This is a genomic window from uncultured Methanobrevibacter sp. (assembly GCF_946184425.1).
Classification (GTDB): Archaea; Methanobacteriota; Methanobacteria; order Methanobacteriales; family Methanobacteriaceae; genus Methanocatella.
Window position 1 is genome coordinate 41,022 of the sequence record NZ_CAMHFP010000008.1, and the last position, 17,805, is coordinate 58,826.

The window sequence follows — 17,805 nt, forward strand, 5'->3', positions numbered from 1 at the left end:
TCCTCTTTTTTTCTTTTTTGGCGAAACAGTGAACTTTTAAATTTGAACAATAACTATGATTTTTTTTAATAAACTCCAAGATTTTAAAAGCAACCCAGAGTACTGATTGTTAAAGTAAAATAATATTAGTAGGATTAATAACATGAGTCAAAATAAATCATTTATCTCAAAAATAGCTGAAAATATTTTAAAAAGAACTAAACCAGATTATATGGACAGTCATGAAAAAATTAATGAATTTTTAGCAGAAAAATCTAAAAAAGAAAGTAAACCTGCAAAAAGTATTTTCAAAAGTACCGAGTTTAGTGGAATGGAAGTTTTCACTTTTGGAGATGAAAATTCTAAAAATACAATCGTATACGTACATGGCGGAGCATATGTTAATGAAATCAATTGGCAACATTATTTATTTTGCTTCTTGCTATCACGAAAATTAGATGCATATGTTATTGCGCCTGTTTATTCACTCGCTCCTTTGCATAAATCAAAAGAAACATTTGACCAGATTACCGAATTATACAAAAACGTTCTTGCAAAAAATGACAACATCACATTAATGGGAGACTCAGCAGGAGGAGGATTTGTTTTATCATTCTGCCAATATCTAAAAACAATTAATTTATCTCAACCAGACCACATCATTACTTTTTCACCATGGGTCGATATTTCAATGAGCAATCCCCCTTATGACAATGAAAATGATCCTATTTTGGGAGAAATCGGTTTAAGAGAAATTGGCAAATCATGGGCAGGAGAATTTGATACCAAGGATTACCGAGTAAGTCCCCTTTTTGGAGACAATTCAGGACTTGCTAAAACATTAATCTTTGCGGGAGACGGTGAAATTTTTTACAGAGACATAAAGAAATACTATGAAGACCTTAAAAATAAAGGTGTTGATGCAAGATTAATTACCGGAAAAGGAATGTTTCACATCTATCCGTTATTCCCCATTCCAGAGGCAAAAAAAGCTTTTAAAGAAATTAAAAAAGAGATAATGGAATAGATTATCTCATATACAATATAAATTTTCCAAACCAAGGGATTCTATAAATGATAGCTGCTGCAGCATAACTGCACACTACTAATAAAATCCAAAGGATTATCACTTTAACAGGTTCTGCGAAGGGCAATAAAACAACGAAAGGTAATAATGGTAATCTGAACAAGTTATGTATTAAAAATACAGCAAATGAATACTTAGACAATACTTGAACACTACTATAAAATTTAACTGTTTTTACTCTTGAACATAATTCAAACAATGTGAATGAACCTATTAAAATGAATGGGAATTCATACCATAAGAAGAAATCATATCCGCGCAAAAATGTGTAATACTGGAATGCTACACATATTATAAATGAAATAATAGCTAAAATACCTAATTTGGAACTTGAATACTTTTTAAAGTATCCTTTTTTAACTAAGTATCCTAAAATAATATAAATTCCATAAACGCCACCACTGAAACCTAATGAATATTGGACATTAACATCCTTAACTCCAAACATATCAAATAAAAGTGAAACAAATGGAACAACAAATGCTAAAATAGCAAAAATAAGTGTTGCATTATTAATTGTTTTGACATCAAAGTGTTTTAATGCAGCGGTAACAAATGGTATTGAAAGATACATTCCAATAATCATCGGCATATACCACATATGGGAGAAAAACAATGTTCCAGCTTCCGAATAGTTAACAGAATCATAAAATACTGTTACAAACTGTAAACTGACCACATAAAGTACAGTCCAAATTACTGTAACGATAATTAAATTTTTTACATTATTCGCCCAAAAGTTACGAGTTTTGTCATCGTCATAAGTTCTATCCAGTAACAGATAACCTGTAATCATTAAAAAGAATGGAACACCAATACGTCCAATAAACAATGCAACAAAGTTAAAAATTCTTGAAGACAATGTATAGTTCATTATCATGTCAGAAGAAATTATAAAAATCCCATCGGCAGCATGAACATACAATACTGTCAATATTGCTATTGCACGTACAAGATCAATCCATTGAATTCTAGTTTTGGTCATAACTTTTCACCGAAAAATTGACATAACTAATTATGTTTTTATTCAAATAAATAGTTTAGTTTACGATTGATTGTTTGAAAAATTATGAACAAATAAAAAAAGTTAATAGAAAATATTATAATTTCCTTGCAAAAATCAGATATCCACTATGACCAACCATACGTGTCTTTGGCCTTACACCTTGAGTTCTGACTTCAAGACCCCTTTCTAAAGTTTCAATGATTTCAATATCATAAAATCCTAATTTTTTAGCAACACGGTAGGAAATTTCAGCCTGGTCAATATAAGGAGCATAAACAGTAAGCCAACCACCAACATTTAAAGATTCCATAACATCTTCAAATATTTCAAACGGTTTCGGCAAGTCCAAAAAGACCAGGTCAATGTTATCCTCATCAATCCCCTCCTTAATATTCTGGTTTTTGACTTCGATATTTGTGATTCCAAACTTGTTAATGTTGTTTTTTGCAACTTCAGCAAAGTCTTCACGAATTTCATATGTGAATACCTGCCCATCCGGACCCACAACATTTCCGAAATTAAGTGCAATGGCCCCTGCACCAGTTCCCGCATCAACCACTCTTGAACCTGCACCTAAACCTGTGTGCGCTAAAACTTGCCCAATATCTTTTTGTATAAGAATTGAACAACGCCTATCCATCAAATCTATGAAATCATTGATGTTAGGTTTTACGATTTTAAATGTGTGGTCAAGGTGACTTTTAACTTCATCCCCTATCTCAGCATTATCTAAAACATCCGCTTTAATTATTCCTAAATCACTTTGAAATTCTTCGCCAGGTTTTAAAATATACTTTTTGCCACGCTCATCTAAAATCATTTTCATATAAATACACCTAATTTTCAAGTTCCGCCAATCTTTTTACTCTTTTTAAGGAATCCGGGTGAGTGGACAGCAATTCCATTATGCCACTAGTTTTAGAAATTTTAATGTCGGAATTAGCAAGTCTTCTTAACTCTTCGTCGGAAATTTTTCCATCACCGTCAAAATCTATTTGCTGGAAATCAGTTACATCATGCTTAGCATTATTTACATCTGTAGCAAAGAAAGCTCTGTTAGCATTAACTTCATCAATAGTTTCTTTACTGCATCTTGCAGCACCATAAGAAAGTTTATAGAGTGCAGAAACCAAAGCTGCAGGACGATTTCCAAATTCAACACTTGCCTCATCAGCATAGTATTCCCTTGTTCTTGAAATGAACAATACCAGCAATTGTCCAATCAAATAGAAAAGATAACCTAAAATTCCAATGATGAATCCACTACCATTTTCACCATCACCGGAAAACATGAATGATAATGCTATATAATAACAAATCATAGGAATTACGCTTACAGCTGCAGTTACGGCCATGTCATTATGTTTAATATGACCCATTTCATGACCCAATACTGCTTTTAGCTCATCACGGTCAAGTAATCCTAAAATCGGACGAGTAATGGCAATATGTCCACTTCTACTGGTTCTTCCATAAGCAAATGCATTAGGTATGTTAATTTCAGACAAACCAATTTCAGGCTTTGGAACACCAGCTGCATCAGCCAATTCCTGAACCATTTGATGAATATGAGGTGCTTCCTGTTCAGATAGAGGTCTTACATTCATAGAGCGTTTGACAAGACTTGGTCCAAACCAATATTGTAAAAATACAATTACTAAACTCACACCAGCATATATTCTCCAGCTACTTATTCCCAAATACCATCCGACAACCATGATAAGGAAATAAATAACTGTAAACATTAATACTGATGTTAAAATCATTCTTAATTTGAGTTTCCATGTACCTTTCATTTTAACACCATAATAATTTTTTTGAGAATACTTTTCATACACTCTCTCAATTGAATTATATATAATTTTTAATATATAAAAACATTAAGCACAACATTAATTATTAACAAAAAACATAAATTTCTTCATAAAAAAATGGTGATTTAATGACTGGACCATGGGTAGAAAAATATAGACCGCAAAAATTAGAAGACATTGTAGGACAAAAACAAATAATTACAAGACTTGAAAAATATGTAGGCGAAGGAAGCATGCCTAACCTAATGTTTACAGGTCCGGCAGGTGTCGGAAAAACAACTACTGCACTTGCATTAGCAAAATCAATTTTAGGAGAATACTGGAGAAACAATTTCTTAGAATTAAATGCATCTGATGCAAGAGGAATTGATACCGTAAGAGACCGCATTAAAAGTTTCTGTAGATTAAAACCTGTTGGAGCTCCGTTTAGAATAATCTTTCTAGATGAAGTAGACAACATGACAAAAGATGCACAACATGCTCTTAGACGTGAAATGGAAATGTATACAAAAACTGCATCATTCATTCTTTCATGTAACTATTCCTCAAAAATCATTGATCCAATCCAGTCAAGATGTGCTATTTTCAGATTCGCACCAATAAAAGGTGAAGAAATAGCTGAAAGATTAAAATTCATCTGTGAAACTGAAGGCTTTGAATATGATGAAAAAGGTCTTGAAACAATAGTTTATTTTGCTGAAGGAGACATGCGTAAAGCTGTTAATGTCCTACAAGCAGCTACAAGCGAAGGAGAAACCGTCAGCGAAGAGTCCGTTTATGAAGTAGTTTCTAAAGCAAAACCTCAAGACATTGGAAATATGATTAACAAAGCATTAATGGGCGATTTTTTAGGTGCAAGAACCATTTTAAGAGAAACAATGGTTTTACAAGGAACCAGTGGAGAAGACATGGTCAGTCAAATTTATTCCGACGTTTCCAAAAGAGTAACTGAAGGAAAAATGGAAGCCGACTTTTACATTGATTTAATTGAAGCAATAGCGGATTGTGACTTTAGAATAAGAGAAGGAGCAAATCCAAGAATACAGCTTGAAGCACTATTAACCAAATTTATCTAAGGTATAGAAATGTTATGGACTGACAAATACCGACCACAAACCTTGGATGAAGTGGTTGGAAACAATAAAGAGAAAAAAATAATTACCGATTGGGTCAGCAATTGGAAAAATGGCAACCCACAAACACCGCTACTATTGGTTGGACCTCCAGGAATTGGAAAAACAACACTTGCACTAGTGATAGCAAAAGAATTTTCAGAACATATTGAACTTAACGCAAGTGATAAGCGTTCGCAAGATGTTATTAAAGCTACAATTGGAGAATCCTCATCATCAAGGTCATTATTTGGAGATGAATATAAATTAATCATAATGGATGAAGTGGATGGTATTCACGGAACAAATGACCGTGGAGGAGTTAAAGCAATTGGAGAAATCATCAAAAATTCCAAACATCCTATGATTTTAATAGCCAATGATTTTTATTCAAAACGCCTGCAATCCATTAAACCAAAATGTACTGTAATAAAAATGGCTAAGGTGAGAAGCCCTAGTATCAGAAAAGCTTTAAGGGAAATATCTCAAAAAGAAGAAATTAAAGCAAATCCAAAAGCATTGGAACTGATTGCTAAAAAATCAAATGGGGATATGCGTTCGGCTATAAATACACTGCAGGCTTTAGCGGATACAGACAATATTTTGGAACCGAGCGATGTTGAAAATTTAAGAACAAAAGATGACAGATCAGATATTTTCAATGCAATAACAGGAGTCCTGAAAAGTAAAAACCCACAACATGTAAGGGAAGCCCTAAGAGTCGATGAAGATCCTACACTCGTAATGGAGTATATTGCTGAAAATATTCCTAGAGAGTACACAGATAAAAACGAAATTAAAAAGGCTTACGAAAACATCGCAAAGGCAGATTTATACTTTGGAAGAGCGCAAAGCAGCAGAAATTACGGTTATTGGAAATATGCCAGCGACTTTATGGGAATTGGTGTGAGCTCATCTAAAAAAGAGACTTATAAAAAATTCTCAAAAATTCAAACTCCAACAATATTTACATTAATGGGACGAAATAGAGGAAAAAGAAACCTTAGAGATGGGATTGCTGAAAAAATGTCTGACAAGATGCATATTTCACATGCTATTGCCATTTCCATGTTTCCATACTTGGAAATCATGTTTCAAAATGATGAACTTGCATGGGAAATTTCTGACTTTTTAGAATTAGAAGACAATGAAATAAAAAGGTTTAGAAAAAAGAAAATCCCTAAAAAAGTCGTTACCAAAATGGAAAAGCAAAAAGCTCAAATGAGAGTTGAGGAACGTGACAGAAGGTTTGAAGAACTTCAAAATCAGATGATGAATGCTCCCGAAGAAATTGAAATTGAAGCAGAACAAGCAGAGATTCCATTTGAAGTGACTATTGACAATCCTTCAGAAGTTGAAATTGATGAAACTGAAGAAATAGTTGAAGAAACCTCAGAAGTAAAAATTGATAAAACTGAAGAAAAAAAAGAGAATAAAGAAAAGACTGAAGAGAAAAAACCTAAAAAGAAAACAGATAAACAAGTTTCACTTTTCAGTTTCTAATTTTTTTTCAATGTATTCGGAAGCCTTTAAAACATTTTCCCTATATTGAGGAGCTACATCTTCCAAAAATTCCATAAAAGCAGTTGCTAGCTCATCATTATTTTCATTTTTAACTGTACATTTACCATCCATTTCTAAAAATGAGTTAATCCAATCTAAAGGTACATTAATTAATGGATAGATTTCATTTTCTTTTTTATTAAATTTTAAACCTTCACCACTGAAGATTGTTGAAAAAATATTATTTACTTCATCATCCAGAATTGTGGGATTAACCACATAATCATAATCACCTTCAAAAACTAATTTTACCCCATATTTACGTGTATATGGCTCCATTAGCACATTAACCATGAAATTATCTTGAGGCATTAATATAACCGAGTTTGGCTCTATTTCTAATGATAAAACTTTTGATGATTTTGAGCATATTTTTTGAAATAAACTGTTTCTTATAACTTCAATTTCAGGATACTGCTTGTTGAAGGTTTCTTGCCTTTTTCTTGAAAATTTTGAAAACCTTAAATTGTTAATATAAATCTTCTGAGGAGTATAAGAAATAAAACGACTGTCGACACCAATTATTTTCAAGTATTTTAGAACATCCTTTTTAGAAGTGGTAAATTCTTCATTATCCTCTGCTAATTTAGAAATATCAAACATCAAATCCATATTATCATTCTATATTAAGTGTATCTTTTAATGCATTTTCCATAACATCTACCGGAGCGTCGACTCCAGTCCAGATTTTAAAGCTTTCCGCACCCTGATATAACAGCATTTTAATTCCGTAAACCGGTTTTGCATTAGCTTTAATTGCTTCTTTCAGAAGTGCTGTTTCATTGGGATTGTATACTGCATCAAATACAACCAAATCCTCATCCATAACACCTGCATCAACTATCGGATCATCATTACTATGAGGATGCATTCCCACAGGAGTCGTATCGATTAAGATATCAGCATTTCTTACATAACCGTCAATAGCACTTATAGAACCAGATTTAACTTCATCAATCAAAGCGGAATCTGAAATATCACCGGCTAAATTTTGAGCTTTGGCCTCATTTCTATTTAAAATAGTTAAAGATTCAGCGCCATATTTGGCAATATAAAATGATATTGCTCTTGAAGCTCCTCCTGCACCTGCAACTACAACATTCTTATTTTTAATGGAAGTTACCTCTTCTATAGCTTTAACAGCACCAATTCCATCAGTATTATATCCTTTTAAATTTTTAAAATCAATTGTATTGACCGCACCAATTAACTCAGCAACCTCATCCAACTCATCCAAATACTGCATAACTTCAACCTTGTGAGGAATGGTTACATTAAATCCTTTAACATTTAATGCCTGAGCACCCGCAATAGCTTCATTCAAGTTATTCGGATTTACATCAAAGGCGACATAAGCATAATTCATATCCAAAAGTTTGAAAGCAGCATTATGCATAGGTGGTGAGAAACTATGTTCAACCGGATGCCCTATCAAACCTACAATATTCGTACTACCTTTAATTTTCATATAATATTTTATTAATAAACAAACATTATATAAATTTGTATTAACAAATTTTAATTATAATAAATTTATTCATAGGAGAGCTAAAATGGAATTTACAAGACCAAGAGGTACAAGAGATTTCTTATTTGAAGAAATGAGAGAACGTAAACAAGCAGAAAGTACCTTAAGAAATATTTTTGAAAATTATGGTTATCAAGAAATCAAAACACCTTTATTTGAAGAATTAAAGTTGTTTACAACAAAATCTGGAGAAGAAATTGTTGACCAATTATACAACTTTAAAGACAAATCAGACAGAGAACTAACATTAAGACCAGAAATTACAGCACCTGTTGCAAGATTATACTTAAATGAACTTGAAAAAATATCTTCAAAACCTATTAAACTCTATTATTATGGAAGCTGCTTTAGATATGAAAGACCTCAAAAAGGAAGATTCCGACAATTTTGGCAATTCGGATGTGAATTGATTGGAGCAAAAACACCTCAGGGAGAAGCTGAAGTAATTGCACTTTGTACCGATTCAATCAATGCTTTAGGAATTACAACCGCTGATGTGAATATTAACCACCTCGGAATAATCAGAGGATTATTCAAACACTTTGAAATATCAACTGAAACACAAAGGGAAATCATGGTTGTTATTGACAAGGGTGATAAAGATCTGTTAATAGAGTCTTTAAGCGGTGAGAATCCGGTTATTGACAATGATGAACTGAATCAAATTTTACTGAAACTAATTGATCTTGTTGGAGACAAATCAATCATAAGTGATGTTGAAGAATTAATTGCACCATATGATGAACCAAAAGAAGCATTAGAAGAGCTAAAAGAGTTAATTGCACTTCTTGAAAACTTCCATGTTGAAAACTATACATTAAATCTTGGTGTTGCAAGAGGACTTGATTATTATACAGGAATCGTTTTTGAAATTTATGTTCCCGAACTTGGTGCTCAAAAACAGATTTGTGGCGGAGGATCATACAGCCTTGTAAAAGTATTTGGCGGTCAAGAAGTCGAATCAACAGGATTCGCATTAGGTTTTGACAGATTAATGAATGCAGTTGAAGAATTGACTGACAAAAAAGAACTACCCCCATATTTAGACATTTATGTAGCTCCAATTTCCGGTGATGTGCGTGACAAAGCCTATGAAATAACCCAGCTTTTAAGAAGAAACAATATAAAGGCAGATGTTGACTTGAACGGCAAAAAGTTCAAAAAACTAATGAACTATGCGGATAAAATTGGCGTTGAAAAAATAGCGATTGTCGGAGCAAAAGATTTGGAAGAAGGTAAAATAACAGTTAAAGACATGATTAGTGGAAATCAGGAATTAGTTGACCTAGACCATATTGTAGAATACCTCAAAGGTGAATAAAATGGAAATAAACTTCAGACATGAAATCAATGGCCAAAAAGTTATCACCGCTGTTGCCCAGGATGCCGACACAAACCAAATATTAATGCTGGCAAATATGAATAAGGAAGCACTTCAAAAAACAATTGAAACAGGAAAAGCTCATTATTGGAGTACCTCAAGAAATAAAATCTGGTTAAAGGGAGAAAGTTCAGGGCATTTCCAGGAAGTTAAGGAAATTCTTGTTGACTGCGACATGGATGCGATCGTTTTAAAAATAAAACAGATCGGAGCAGCATGCCATGAAGGTTATCTTTCATGCTTTTTTAGAAAATTGAATACAGAAAATGTTGATATTGAAGACCTGAAAGAAGATGATTTGGAAGTTATATTGGAAAGACTTGTAAACCCGGATGATGTGTATTAAAATGAAACGTATAATACCCGACACAAGCGCTGTAATCATAGGTGCAATTAGCGATATCTTAGAAAAGGAAAATCTGGACTATCATGAAATCATTGTACCTGAAGCAGTTGTTTGTGAGCTTGAACATCAAGCGAATGCAAATAGAAGTGAAGGCAGAAAAGGTTTAAAAGAACTTCAAAAATTACAACGCCTCCAATATGAAGGAGAATTGGCAATTGATTTTAAAGGCAAACGTCCCACCAATTATGATATCAAATACGCAAAAAGCGGTGAAATCGACAGCATTATTCGAGATATTGCCCGGTCCGAAATGGGAACATTGCTTACAAATGACAAAGTGCAGGCCGAAACAGCCAAAGCTCAAGGAATTCCAGTTTACTACTATGAACAAAAATATGTTGAAAAAGCTCTCTCAATTGAAAAATTCTTTGATGAAACCACAATGTCAATTCACCTAAAGGAAAATGTCTGCCCGATGGCTAAAAAAGGAACACCCGGACATATTGATTTTGTAAAACTTGAAAATAAACCTTATTCATACTCACAACTTCACGAAATTGTAGATGAAATTCTTGACAAGGCAAATAGCGATTCAAAAACATATTTAGAATCTGCAAAAGAAGGTTCATTCGTTGTTCAATCAAGAGAATATAGAATTTCAATTGCTTATCCCCCATTTTCAGAAGGTCTGGAAATCACTGTTGTAAAACCTGTTGCAAACATTAATTTAGATGAATATCGATTGTCAGATAAATTACTTGAAAGAATCAGGACAAATGCTGAAGGAATACTGATTTCAGGTTCACCGGGAGCAGGTAAATCAACATTTGTACAAGCAATAGCAAAATATTATTCATCAAAATTAAATAAAATTGTAAAAACAATGGAATCTCCAAGAGACTTGCAATTGCCTGATGACATTACACAATACAGCCCTCTGGAAGGCAGTATGGAAAATACAGCCGACGTATTGCTTTTGGTAAGACCAGATTATACAATTTATGACGAACTTAGAAAAAACACCGACTTCAACATATTTGCAGACATGAGATTGGCAGGTGTTGGAATGATTGGTGTCGTGCATGCAACAAGACCAATAGATGCAATCCAAAGGATAGCTTCAAGAGTGGAGCTTGGAGTAATACCGTCAATTGTCGATACAAGCATTTATATTGAAGATGGAAAAGTCACAAGCGTCTATGAAACAAAAATGACCGTAAAAGTTCCGACTGGAATGAAGGAAGCGGACCTTGCAAGACCAGTGATTGAAGTTCGTGATTTTGAAACCGGAGAACTTAAAAACGAAATTTATACTTACGGTGAGCAAACAATTGTAATGGATATGGATTTAGTTAACGGAACATCACAAGATGAAAGTTATAAATCCTCAGTTGATAAGATTGCTGAAAAAGAGATTTTAAGGAAAATTAAAAAGATTCTTCCGAAAAAAGCTAAAGTGGATGTTGAGGTAATTTCACCTGAACGAGCCAATATTTACATTCCAGATGAGTTTATTCCAAAAATAATTGGTAAAAACGGCAAAAGAATTGCAGAAATAGAAGAAAGTATAGGAATAAGTTTGGGAGTTGAAGTGATTGACGAAAAACCTGTCAATAAATCCCCATTCGAAATTGATATTATCCATACAAGAAAACAATTAATCCTCGATTTAGGAAGAGACAACGGAAGACAAAACTTTGATATCTGTATTAACGGAGATTATTTGCTTACAGCTACCACATCCAAGAAAGGAGAAATTAAAATTAAAAAAGGAATAGAATTATCCGATTTCATCATAGAAGCTATTGAAATGGGATTGGAGATAACTGCAGTTAGAAAATAAGGGGATTTATATGAAAATCGGAGCATCAACTCTCGCAGGAATAGAATATGACTTAAAAAAATCTTTAGAATTTATAGAAGATTTAGGAATTGAATATGCCGAACTAGTACATCAATATCCTACAGAATTAATTGATAAAGAGACATTGGAAAGTTACAAGCTGAAATATTCAATTCATGCCCCATTTATGGATGTTAATATTGCAAGTCTTCAAGAACAGAGCAGATTAAATTCAATAGCCCAAATAAAAAACTCCATTGATTTAGCAAATGAAATAAATGCCGAAGCGGTTGTAGTGCATCCAGGAACAATTTCATTTTTAGCGAATAAATTCTTTAAAAAGGAAGTATATGAAACTGCAAACAATTCTATAAAAGAAATTGGAGATTATGCTAAAGATTTAGGTGTAATGGCGACTATTGAAAATATGCCAAACTTTGAATCAATGATTTACCAGAATATGGAGGATTTGAATAACCTTCTTGAAGAAAATGAAATGTACATGACATTGGACATTGGTCATGCGAATCATGTCGGATACTCAGCAGACGGAATGATTTTTGATTCAATTAAACACATACATGTGCATGATAATTTTGGTGATGATGACTCACACCTACCATTAGATGAAGGCTCTATTGATTTAAAACATATCATAGATAATCTAGAGTCAAAAAATTATGATGGCATCTACATACTTGAGGTAAATGACTTCGATTCCATCAAAAAAAGTTTTGAGTATATGAAGAAAAACTTCTAAAGAAGCTTTTTCTCTTTAATTTCTTTTTTAAAATATAGATATTTTGAATCCACTACTTTTCTGATATTTTCTGCTGTTTTTTTACCTATTCCTTCAACTTCCTGAAGTTCCTTTTCAGAAGCATTGATAATATTGCCCACAGTGCCAAAATGTTCAAGCAATGCCTTAGCATTGACAGGTCCAATGTTCGGTAGTGATTCTACAATAAACAGTTGCTGTTCAAGTAAACTGACCGGTTTTTTATCAGTTCTGATTTGAACAGGAGTTCTTTCACCATTTTGTTCTCTTACAGCAATTCTTTTAATCATCGCTGCAGTATCTTGAGCATTACGGGTAGGGATTATACTGATTCCAAAGTCAATTGCAATTGAAGCCAGAGACCCTCTTATCGCATTAGCATTTACCATGCCCGCATACAAATCATCCCCTTCGAGAATCAACAACGGCTTTTTAAACTCTTCAGACAACTCACGGGCCTGCTTAAATAATCTTTTATCAATGATTGAATCAACAAAATCCTTTGCTGTTTTTCTTTCAATAGCTACTTCATCACTTACCTGATAATCGGCAACTGCCATTGATTGAACTTTAACATCAATTTCCATTTCGGTTAAATACCTTATCACTTTAGAATTTCCTTCTCTTGAATCAGCATAAACAACAGGGAAATTATTTTCTTTTTTAGGCTTTTCAAGGACACGTACTTTCTTCTCGTTTTCCATTCTCCAAACAGCAGAAGCATTCAATTCCTCTAAAACATCAGGATCAATCAATTGATTTTTCATACGACTTTCTTTATTAACAGATGACCAATAATAAGCTTCATCTCTTGTTCCATTAGTTATCAGAACTTTTACACGGCCTGTTCTCTTACGCCCAGTTCTTCCTCTTCTTTGAATCATCCTTACTTCAGACGGAACAGGCTCATATAAAATAACCAAATCCACTGCAGGAATGTCTATACCTTCTTCTGCCACACTGGTGGATAAAAGAACATCATACTCCCCCATTCTAAAAGATTTGATAATGGCTTTTTGCTGTTTTTGAGTAAGACCCTTTTCACCATCTTTTGCTGCCTGACCAAAAAACTTGGCAGATTTTATTCCTTCCTTTTCAAGTTTTTGATGAATCATTTCAAGAGTATCTCTAAATTGAGTGAAAACAATAATTTTAGAGGAAGAATCATCCTCTTTATCAGTGAATCTTGTGGACTGAAGTTTAGTTTGACCATCACTGGAACCAAATTCTTTTTTAAGAATTTTTGATAGTTCCCTTAATTTAGGATGTTCCCAGCCATGTTTTTCAGCTTCTTTTGCAAGCCTAACAGCACGTGAAAAATTATCATCCCACATCAATGATTTTGCAGCTTTGGTCTTTTTCTTACGCAATCTTGCCACATATTTATTGAAAGTGGATACCCCCTGAGTTTCAATTAACTCTTGAGCATGCTGCAAATTAATAACTGCACTTAATATGGAAATAGCCTGAAATAAATCCTTATTGGGATTGGTAGTTCTTGCAATTTCACCCTGTATCCTTCCCCTTGCCTTTAAAATATCAACTTTACCAACTGAAACAGTTCTAATAACACCCATATTCTTTAAGGCTTTTAATCTGATTTTTAAGGCTTTATCTACATTTTCCTTAATTTTTTGAAGTTCATCACTCATTTTAACCCTGACCCAATCAATTTCAACAGGATTGAAATAAGGTTTAACATCAGTATCCTCTTCAGTTTTAACTACAATGTTTTGAATATAGAGATTTTGACAAACTTCTTTAATTTTTGCTTTATCCGAACCAGGAGAGGCAGTTAATCCTAAAATTAAATTAAATTTAGATTCCTGAACATATCTTGAAGCCAGATATACATAAGAATAAGATCCAACTCCATGATGGCATTCATCGAAAACCATCAAGGAAACATTGCTTAAATCATAACGGCCATTCAACAAGTCTGATTCGACAGTTTGAGGTGTTGCACAAATAATTCGAGATTCCTCCCATCTTTTAACACGTTCATCTGTTTTAACAGCACCAGTTATAGAAGTGCAAGGAAGGGTTAAGAATTCCTTAAAACTTTCCTCATGCTGAATAGCTAAAGGTTTTGAAGGAGCGAGAATTAAAACTTTAGAATTTTTAACCTTATGCAATCTATCGGCTGCAACTAAAATCGCTACAATAGTTTTACCTAATGCAGTAGGAGCTACAACCATAGTATTTCCTTTTTTTAGCACATCCCCTGCCAGAATCTGCTGATATAATCTTGATTCAATTGCATCTTTTTTAAGCAAAGGATGATTAATATAACTAGTCATAATTAATCCTTCAGAATTTAATATGAGATTTTAAATTAAAATCTACCAATACCCTTATTATCATATTATTTTTAGTACTTATAAAACATTTAGTGAGAGCATTTGAAAAGTAATTACACTTAGAAAAGGGTTACTCTGTTACCTAATTATTATAAAAAACAATTAATAAGTTTTAGTTACTAAATGTAATTTTAATTCTTTATAGTATATAAATTTAGTTATCATCACATTATTGCATACATTAAATTGATGTATAAAACTCTATTTTCAACTAATCATGAACTAATTGATTAATTTTATTAATGATTATTTTTAAAGCGTAGAAATTTAACTATACTCTGTAATAAACCTTTAACGAGATGAGATAATTTTATTAATCAGAAGATTTGTTTTAAAAAATGATAATTGAATGATTTTCCAATAGGTACAGGTAAGCTTATGAATCAATGGTGATTTTTAGATATTGTTTAAATTATCATATTAAAAACCAGCAATATACTCATTAAACAAAATGAAATTAGAATAAATTTCCTAATACCTTCAATTCCTTTTAATTCAAATGGCAATATTTTATTCGCAACATCAGAGGAGAGAACAAAGCATTCTAAAAGTAATGCTAACATGACTAAAATTAAATCCATATTCAAAAATGAACCTTTAACAAACATATTTTTTAAAAAACTTGTTAAAGATATCCCCAAAGGCCCGGAAGCTACAGTAATACCCATAACCCAATGAAAAATTGGATGAAATCCCATATTATCATCATAAACAGAATTGTTGTTTTTATTAGAGTATAAATTTATTCTTAAAAGCATGAATATTCCAGGAAAGCACACTGCTAAAGAAAATGCAATAGCATTATATAACCCATATTTTAAAGCTGCACAGAAATAAGCCCAAGATACTAAAAATGACGATATAAATAAAAATAGAATCATTCCCTGATTAGTACCTTGCATTAAATCATCAGAAAATAATTGAAATTTTTCATCAAAAAAGTCACGTTTATATATTAAAATTGTAAACATGATACTGACAATTGTAAAACCAACCATAGACAGCATGAAATCAGATTTGAACAGCAATTTTAATAGTATTGAAATAATGACACTCAAACAGATGCATTCTATAAAAATGCCTAATGAATAATATGTAAGTTCCTCACCGTTCAAATACATCCATTTTGTCCTCATGATTTCTTTTAAACTTTTGTCCATAGTTATTCCTCAGGATATTATCAGCCATTGTAATATATTATTTACATGTTCTAATATAAACTATTTTAATTGAAATTCTGAGTGATTTTTAACCTGTGTTATTTCATAAAGTTACACTTCAAAAATATTTATTATTAAAATAACTATAGATTATAGATGAAATGAAGTAGTAAAAAAAACATTAAAAAACTGACACACGAATTTTTGAAGTAATCAGAATTTATGAAAAAGCAATCATTGCTGAGTTATCAGACAATCAGTCAAAAACTTACGTTTATGATTTTAAATCATCAACAACAGATTTGAATTTAGTAGCTGCTTCACCAATAGCCACTATCATTTCACAATCTAAATTCAAAGCTTTTTTTATTCCATTATAGACATCTGTCCTATCAGCTCCAAGGGTTCCGTCTTTCTTGAATTCAGTGATATTGTTTAAAAATATCCTATCATTCAATCTCGGATTCTCATTTAGCTTTTCAATCGCTATTTTTTGAGAAACATAAGATGCAGGAACCACAAATTTTGAAAATTTAAGTACACTATTAAATATATCCAAATCACTGGAGTAACCTGATTCAGAAGAAACAGTAATGACAGTAGTGAAATCACCGAATAATTTTTGGAATTCCTTTAAAACAGTCTGAACCCCTGCAGGATTGTGAGCATAATCAACAAAAATAGTTTTATCATTTATTTTGTCCACTTTTTCCATTCTTCCTTCAACACCTGTGAAAGTGGAAATCGGCTCCAAAATCTTATCGAAAGGCAGATTTAAAAATTCATGTGCTGCAATAATAACACCCATGACATTATAAACATTGTGAAGTCCATCAATTGCCATTTTAACTGTTAATTTTCCTTCAGGAGTATGCAAATCAAAAGTTCTGTTGTTTAAATTAACATTAGTTGCAATGTAATCAACTTGAGGAGTTGTAATGCCGCATTTACAGAAGTAATAACCGCAACCGGAGATAATTTCCTTTACAGTAATTTCATTACCGCATACACATTCCTTTAAACCTATTGAATCCGGACGTTCATCAACACCGAATGTAATGACCTCACCATCATAGTTTAATTTTCTCAATAAACCCATGACAGTCGGGTCATGACCATTAACAATGATTTTCTTACCGTTCAATTCCTTAATGAATTCTCCTTTAACATTTGCATAATCCATAAAACTGCCCAAATCATTTAAATGATCAGGAGTGATATTAGTGATTAAACCGGCTTCCATATCTGTATTTTCAACTATTCTTCCAACGGTTCCAGGCACACCGAATGTTCCAACTTCCAAAATCCCAACATCACCATTTAATCTTGATTGCAAAATAGGAATGAATTCAGCATTCCCCTGCATACCTTCCAGATTATGTTTGCAGGGAGAGATTCCATTATCTTCGGCAACTTTTTTAAGCAATGTTGTAGTGGTGGTTTTACCATTGGTACCGGTTATTCCGAATACTGGTTTATTAGCTTTAAAAATATTAATTACATCAGTTAATTCTAAAATAGGTTTATTAATTCTTTTATAAACTTCAGAATCTTTAGATAAACTAGCTGGAGGAATTATATAATCTGACCTTTCAAAAAATTCTTCAGGAGTTTCACCATGAAAAACTTCTATGTCATAACCATCAAAAGAACTTGCAAATTTACAATTTTCTTTTTTAGAAATATCGGTTCCGATGACATTAAATCCTCTATCTTTAAGGATTCTTGCAATTAAATTGCCATTAGCGCCGCAAACACCAATTACTCCAAATGTGGTGTCTTTATTAAAGTCAGATTCATCCATATTTAACATCCCAATTTGTCTACAGTATTATACTATTAATTTCT

The 17,805-nt window shown here is 32.5% G+C and carries 15 protein-coding genes; 7 read left to right on the forward strand and 8 right to left on the reverse strand.

The genetic code is table 11. The features are described 5' to 3' along the window. Nucleotides 1-142 precede the first annotated feature (142 nt). The gene (locus Q0P94_RS02780) at nucleotides 143-1,006 is read left to right on the forward strand and encodes an alpha/beta hydrolase fold domain-containing protein (protein ID WP_295113575.1); all 864 of its coding nucleotides are present in this window, start codon (nucleotides 143-145) and stop codon (nucleotides 1,004-1,006) included. 1 nt (nucleotide 1,007) lies between these two features. Here Q0P94_RS02780 and Q0P94_RS02785 read toward each other — a convergent pair whose 3' ends face one another. The 3 genes from Q0P94_RS02785 to Q0P94_RS02795 form a co-directional block, all read right to left on the reverse strand. Then, the gene (locus Q0P94_RS02785) at nucleotides 1,008-2,051 is read right to left on the reverse strand and encodes an acyltransferase (RefSeq protein WP_295113576.1); all 1,044 of its coding nucleotides are present in this window, start codon (nucleotides 2,049-2,051) and stop codon (nucleotides 1,008-1,010) included. A 115-nt stretch (nucleotides 2,052-2,166) separates the two neighbouring features. Beyond that, a complete protein-coding gene (locus tag Q0P94_RS02790; RefSeq protein WP_295113577.1) occupies nucleotides 2,167-2,898 on the reverse strand; it encodes a tRNA (adenine-N1)-methyltransferase in 732 nt (243 codons plus the stop codon). 10 nt (nucleotides 2,899-2,908) lie between these two features. Then, nucleotides 2,909-3,868 (reverse strand): zinc metalloprotease HtpX, encoded by a 960-nt coding sequence (locus Q0P94_RS02795; protein WP_295113578.1) that lies wholly within the window; start codon nucleotides 3,866-3,868, stop codon nucleotides 2,909-2,911. Nucleotides 3,869-4,014: 146 nt separating this feature from the next. On the opposite strand from Q0P94_RS02795, the gene Q0P94_RS02800 reads away from it, so the two are divergent. Beyond that, nucleotides 4,015-4,962 (forward strand): replication factor C small subunit, encoded by a 948-nt coding sequence (locus Q0P94_RS02800; RefSeq protein WP_295113579.1) that lies wholly within the window; start codon nucleotides 4,015-4,017, stop codon nucleotides 4,960-4,962. 9 nt (nucleotides 4,963-4,971) lie between these two features. Next, nucleotides 4,972-6,501 carry a replication factor C large subunit gene (locus tag Q0P94_RS02805; RefSeq protein ID WP_295113580.1) on the forward strand — a complete coding sequence of 510 codons (1,530 nt, stop codon included), beginning with the start codon at nucleotides 4,972-4,974 and terminating at the stop codon, nucleotides 6,499-6,501. On the opposite strand, the gene Q0P94_RS02810 is transcribed toward Q0P94_RS02805, so the two are convergent. Next, entirely contained in the window at nucleotides 6,484-7,173 is a 690-nt protein-coding gene (locus Q0P94_RS02810; RefSeq protein WP_295113581.1) for an ATPase, read from the reverse strand. The two genes, Q0P94_RS02805 and Q0P94_RS02810, sit on opposite strands and share 18 nt — an antisense overlap. Nucleotides 7,174-7,177: 4 nt before the next feature. Continuing rightward, nucleotides 7,178-8,029, reverse strand: a complete 852-nt coding sequence (gene aroE, locus Q0P94_RS02815) for a shikimate dehydrogenase (protein WP_295113582.1) — start codon at nucleotides 8,027-8,029, stop codon at nucleotides 7,178-7,180. 85 nt (nucleotides 8,030-8,114) lie between these two features. Here aroE and hisS point away from each other — a divergent pair, with 85 nt between their 5' ends. From hisS to Q0P94_RS02835, 4 genes are read left to right on the forward strand one after another with little or no spacing between them, the layout of a single operon-like run. Continuing rightward, nucleotides 8,115-9,410: a histidine--tRNA ligase gene (gene hisS, locus Q0P94_RS02820; RefSeq protein ID WP_295113583.1), complete on the forward strand. Its 1,296-nt coding sequence runs from the start codon at nucleotides 8,115-8,117 to the stop codon at nucleotides 9,408-9,410. 1 nt (nucleotide 9,411) lies between these two features. Continuing rightward, nucleotides 9,412-9,816: a phosphoribosyl-AMP cyclohydrolase gene (hisI, locus tag Q0P94_RS02825; RefSeq protein WP_295113584.1), complete on the forward strand. Its 405-nt coding sequence runs from the start codon at nucleotides 9,412-9,414 to the stop codon at nucleotides 9,814-9,816. Between the two features lies 1 nt (nucleotide 9,817). Further along, a complete protein-coding gene (locus tag Q0P94_RS02830; protein ID WP_295113586.1) occupies nucleotides 9,818-11,659 on the forward strand; it encodes a PINc/VapC family ATPase in 1,842 nt (613 codons plus the stop codon). Between the two features lie 10 nt (nucleotides 11,660-11,669). Further along, on the forward strand, nucleotides 11,670-12,419 hold the full coding sequence (locus Q0P94_RS02835) for a sugar phosphate isomerase/epimerase (RefSeq protein WP_295113588.1): 750 nt from the start codon (nucleotides 11,670-11,672) through the stop codon (nucleotides 12,417-12,419). On the opposite strand, the gene Q0P94_RS02840 is transcribed toward Q0P94_RS02835, so the two are convergent. The 3 genes from Q0P94_RS02840 to Q0P94_RS02850 form a co-directional block, all read right to left on the reverse strand. Next, entirely contained in the window at nucleotides 12,416-14,737 is a 2,322-nt protein-coding gene (locus tag Q0P94_RS02840; protein WP_295113590.1) for a DEAD/DEAH box helicase, read from the reverse strand. The genes Q0P94_RS02835 and Q0P94_RS02840 overlap by 4 nt on opposite strands. A gap of 467 nt (nucleotides 14,738-15,204) precedes the next feature. Continuing rightward, nucleotides 15,205-15,957, reverse strand: coding sequence for a hypothetical protein (locus Q0P94_RS02845; protein WP_295113592.1), 753 nt, complete (start codon nucleotides 15,955-15,957; stop codon nucleotides 15,205-15,207). 274 nt (nucleotides 15,958-16,231) lie between these two features. Further along, on the reverse strand, nucleotides 16,232-17,761 hold the full coding sequence (locus Q0P94_RS02850; protein ID WP_295113593.1) for a Mur ligase family protein: 1,530 nt from the start codon (nucleotides 17,759-17,761) through the stop codon (nucleotides 16,232-16,234). Between the last annotated feature and the right edge of the window lie 44 nt (nucleotides 17,762-17,805).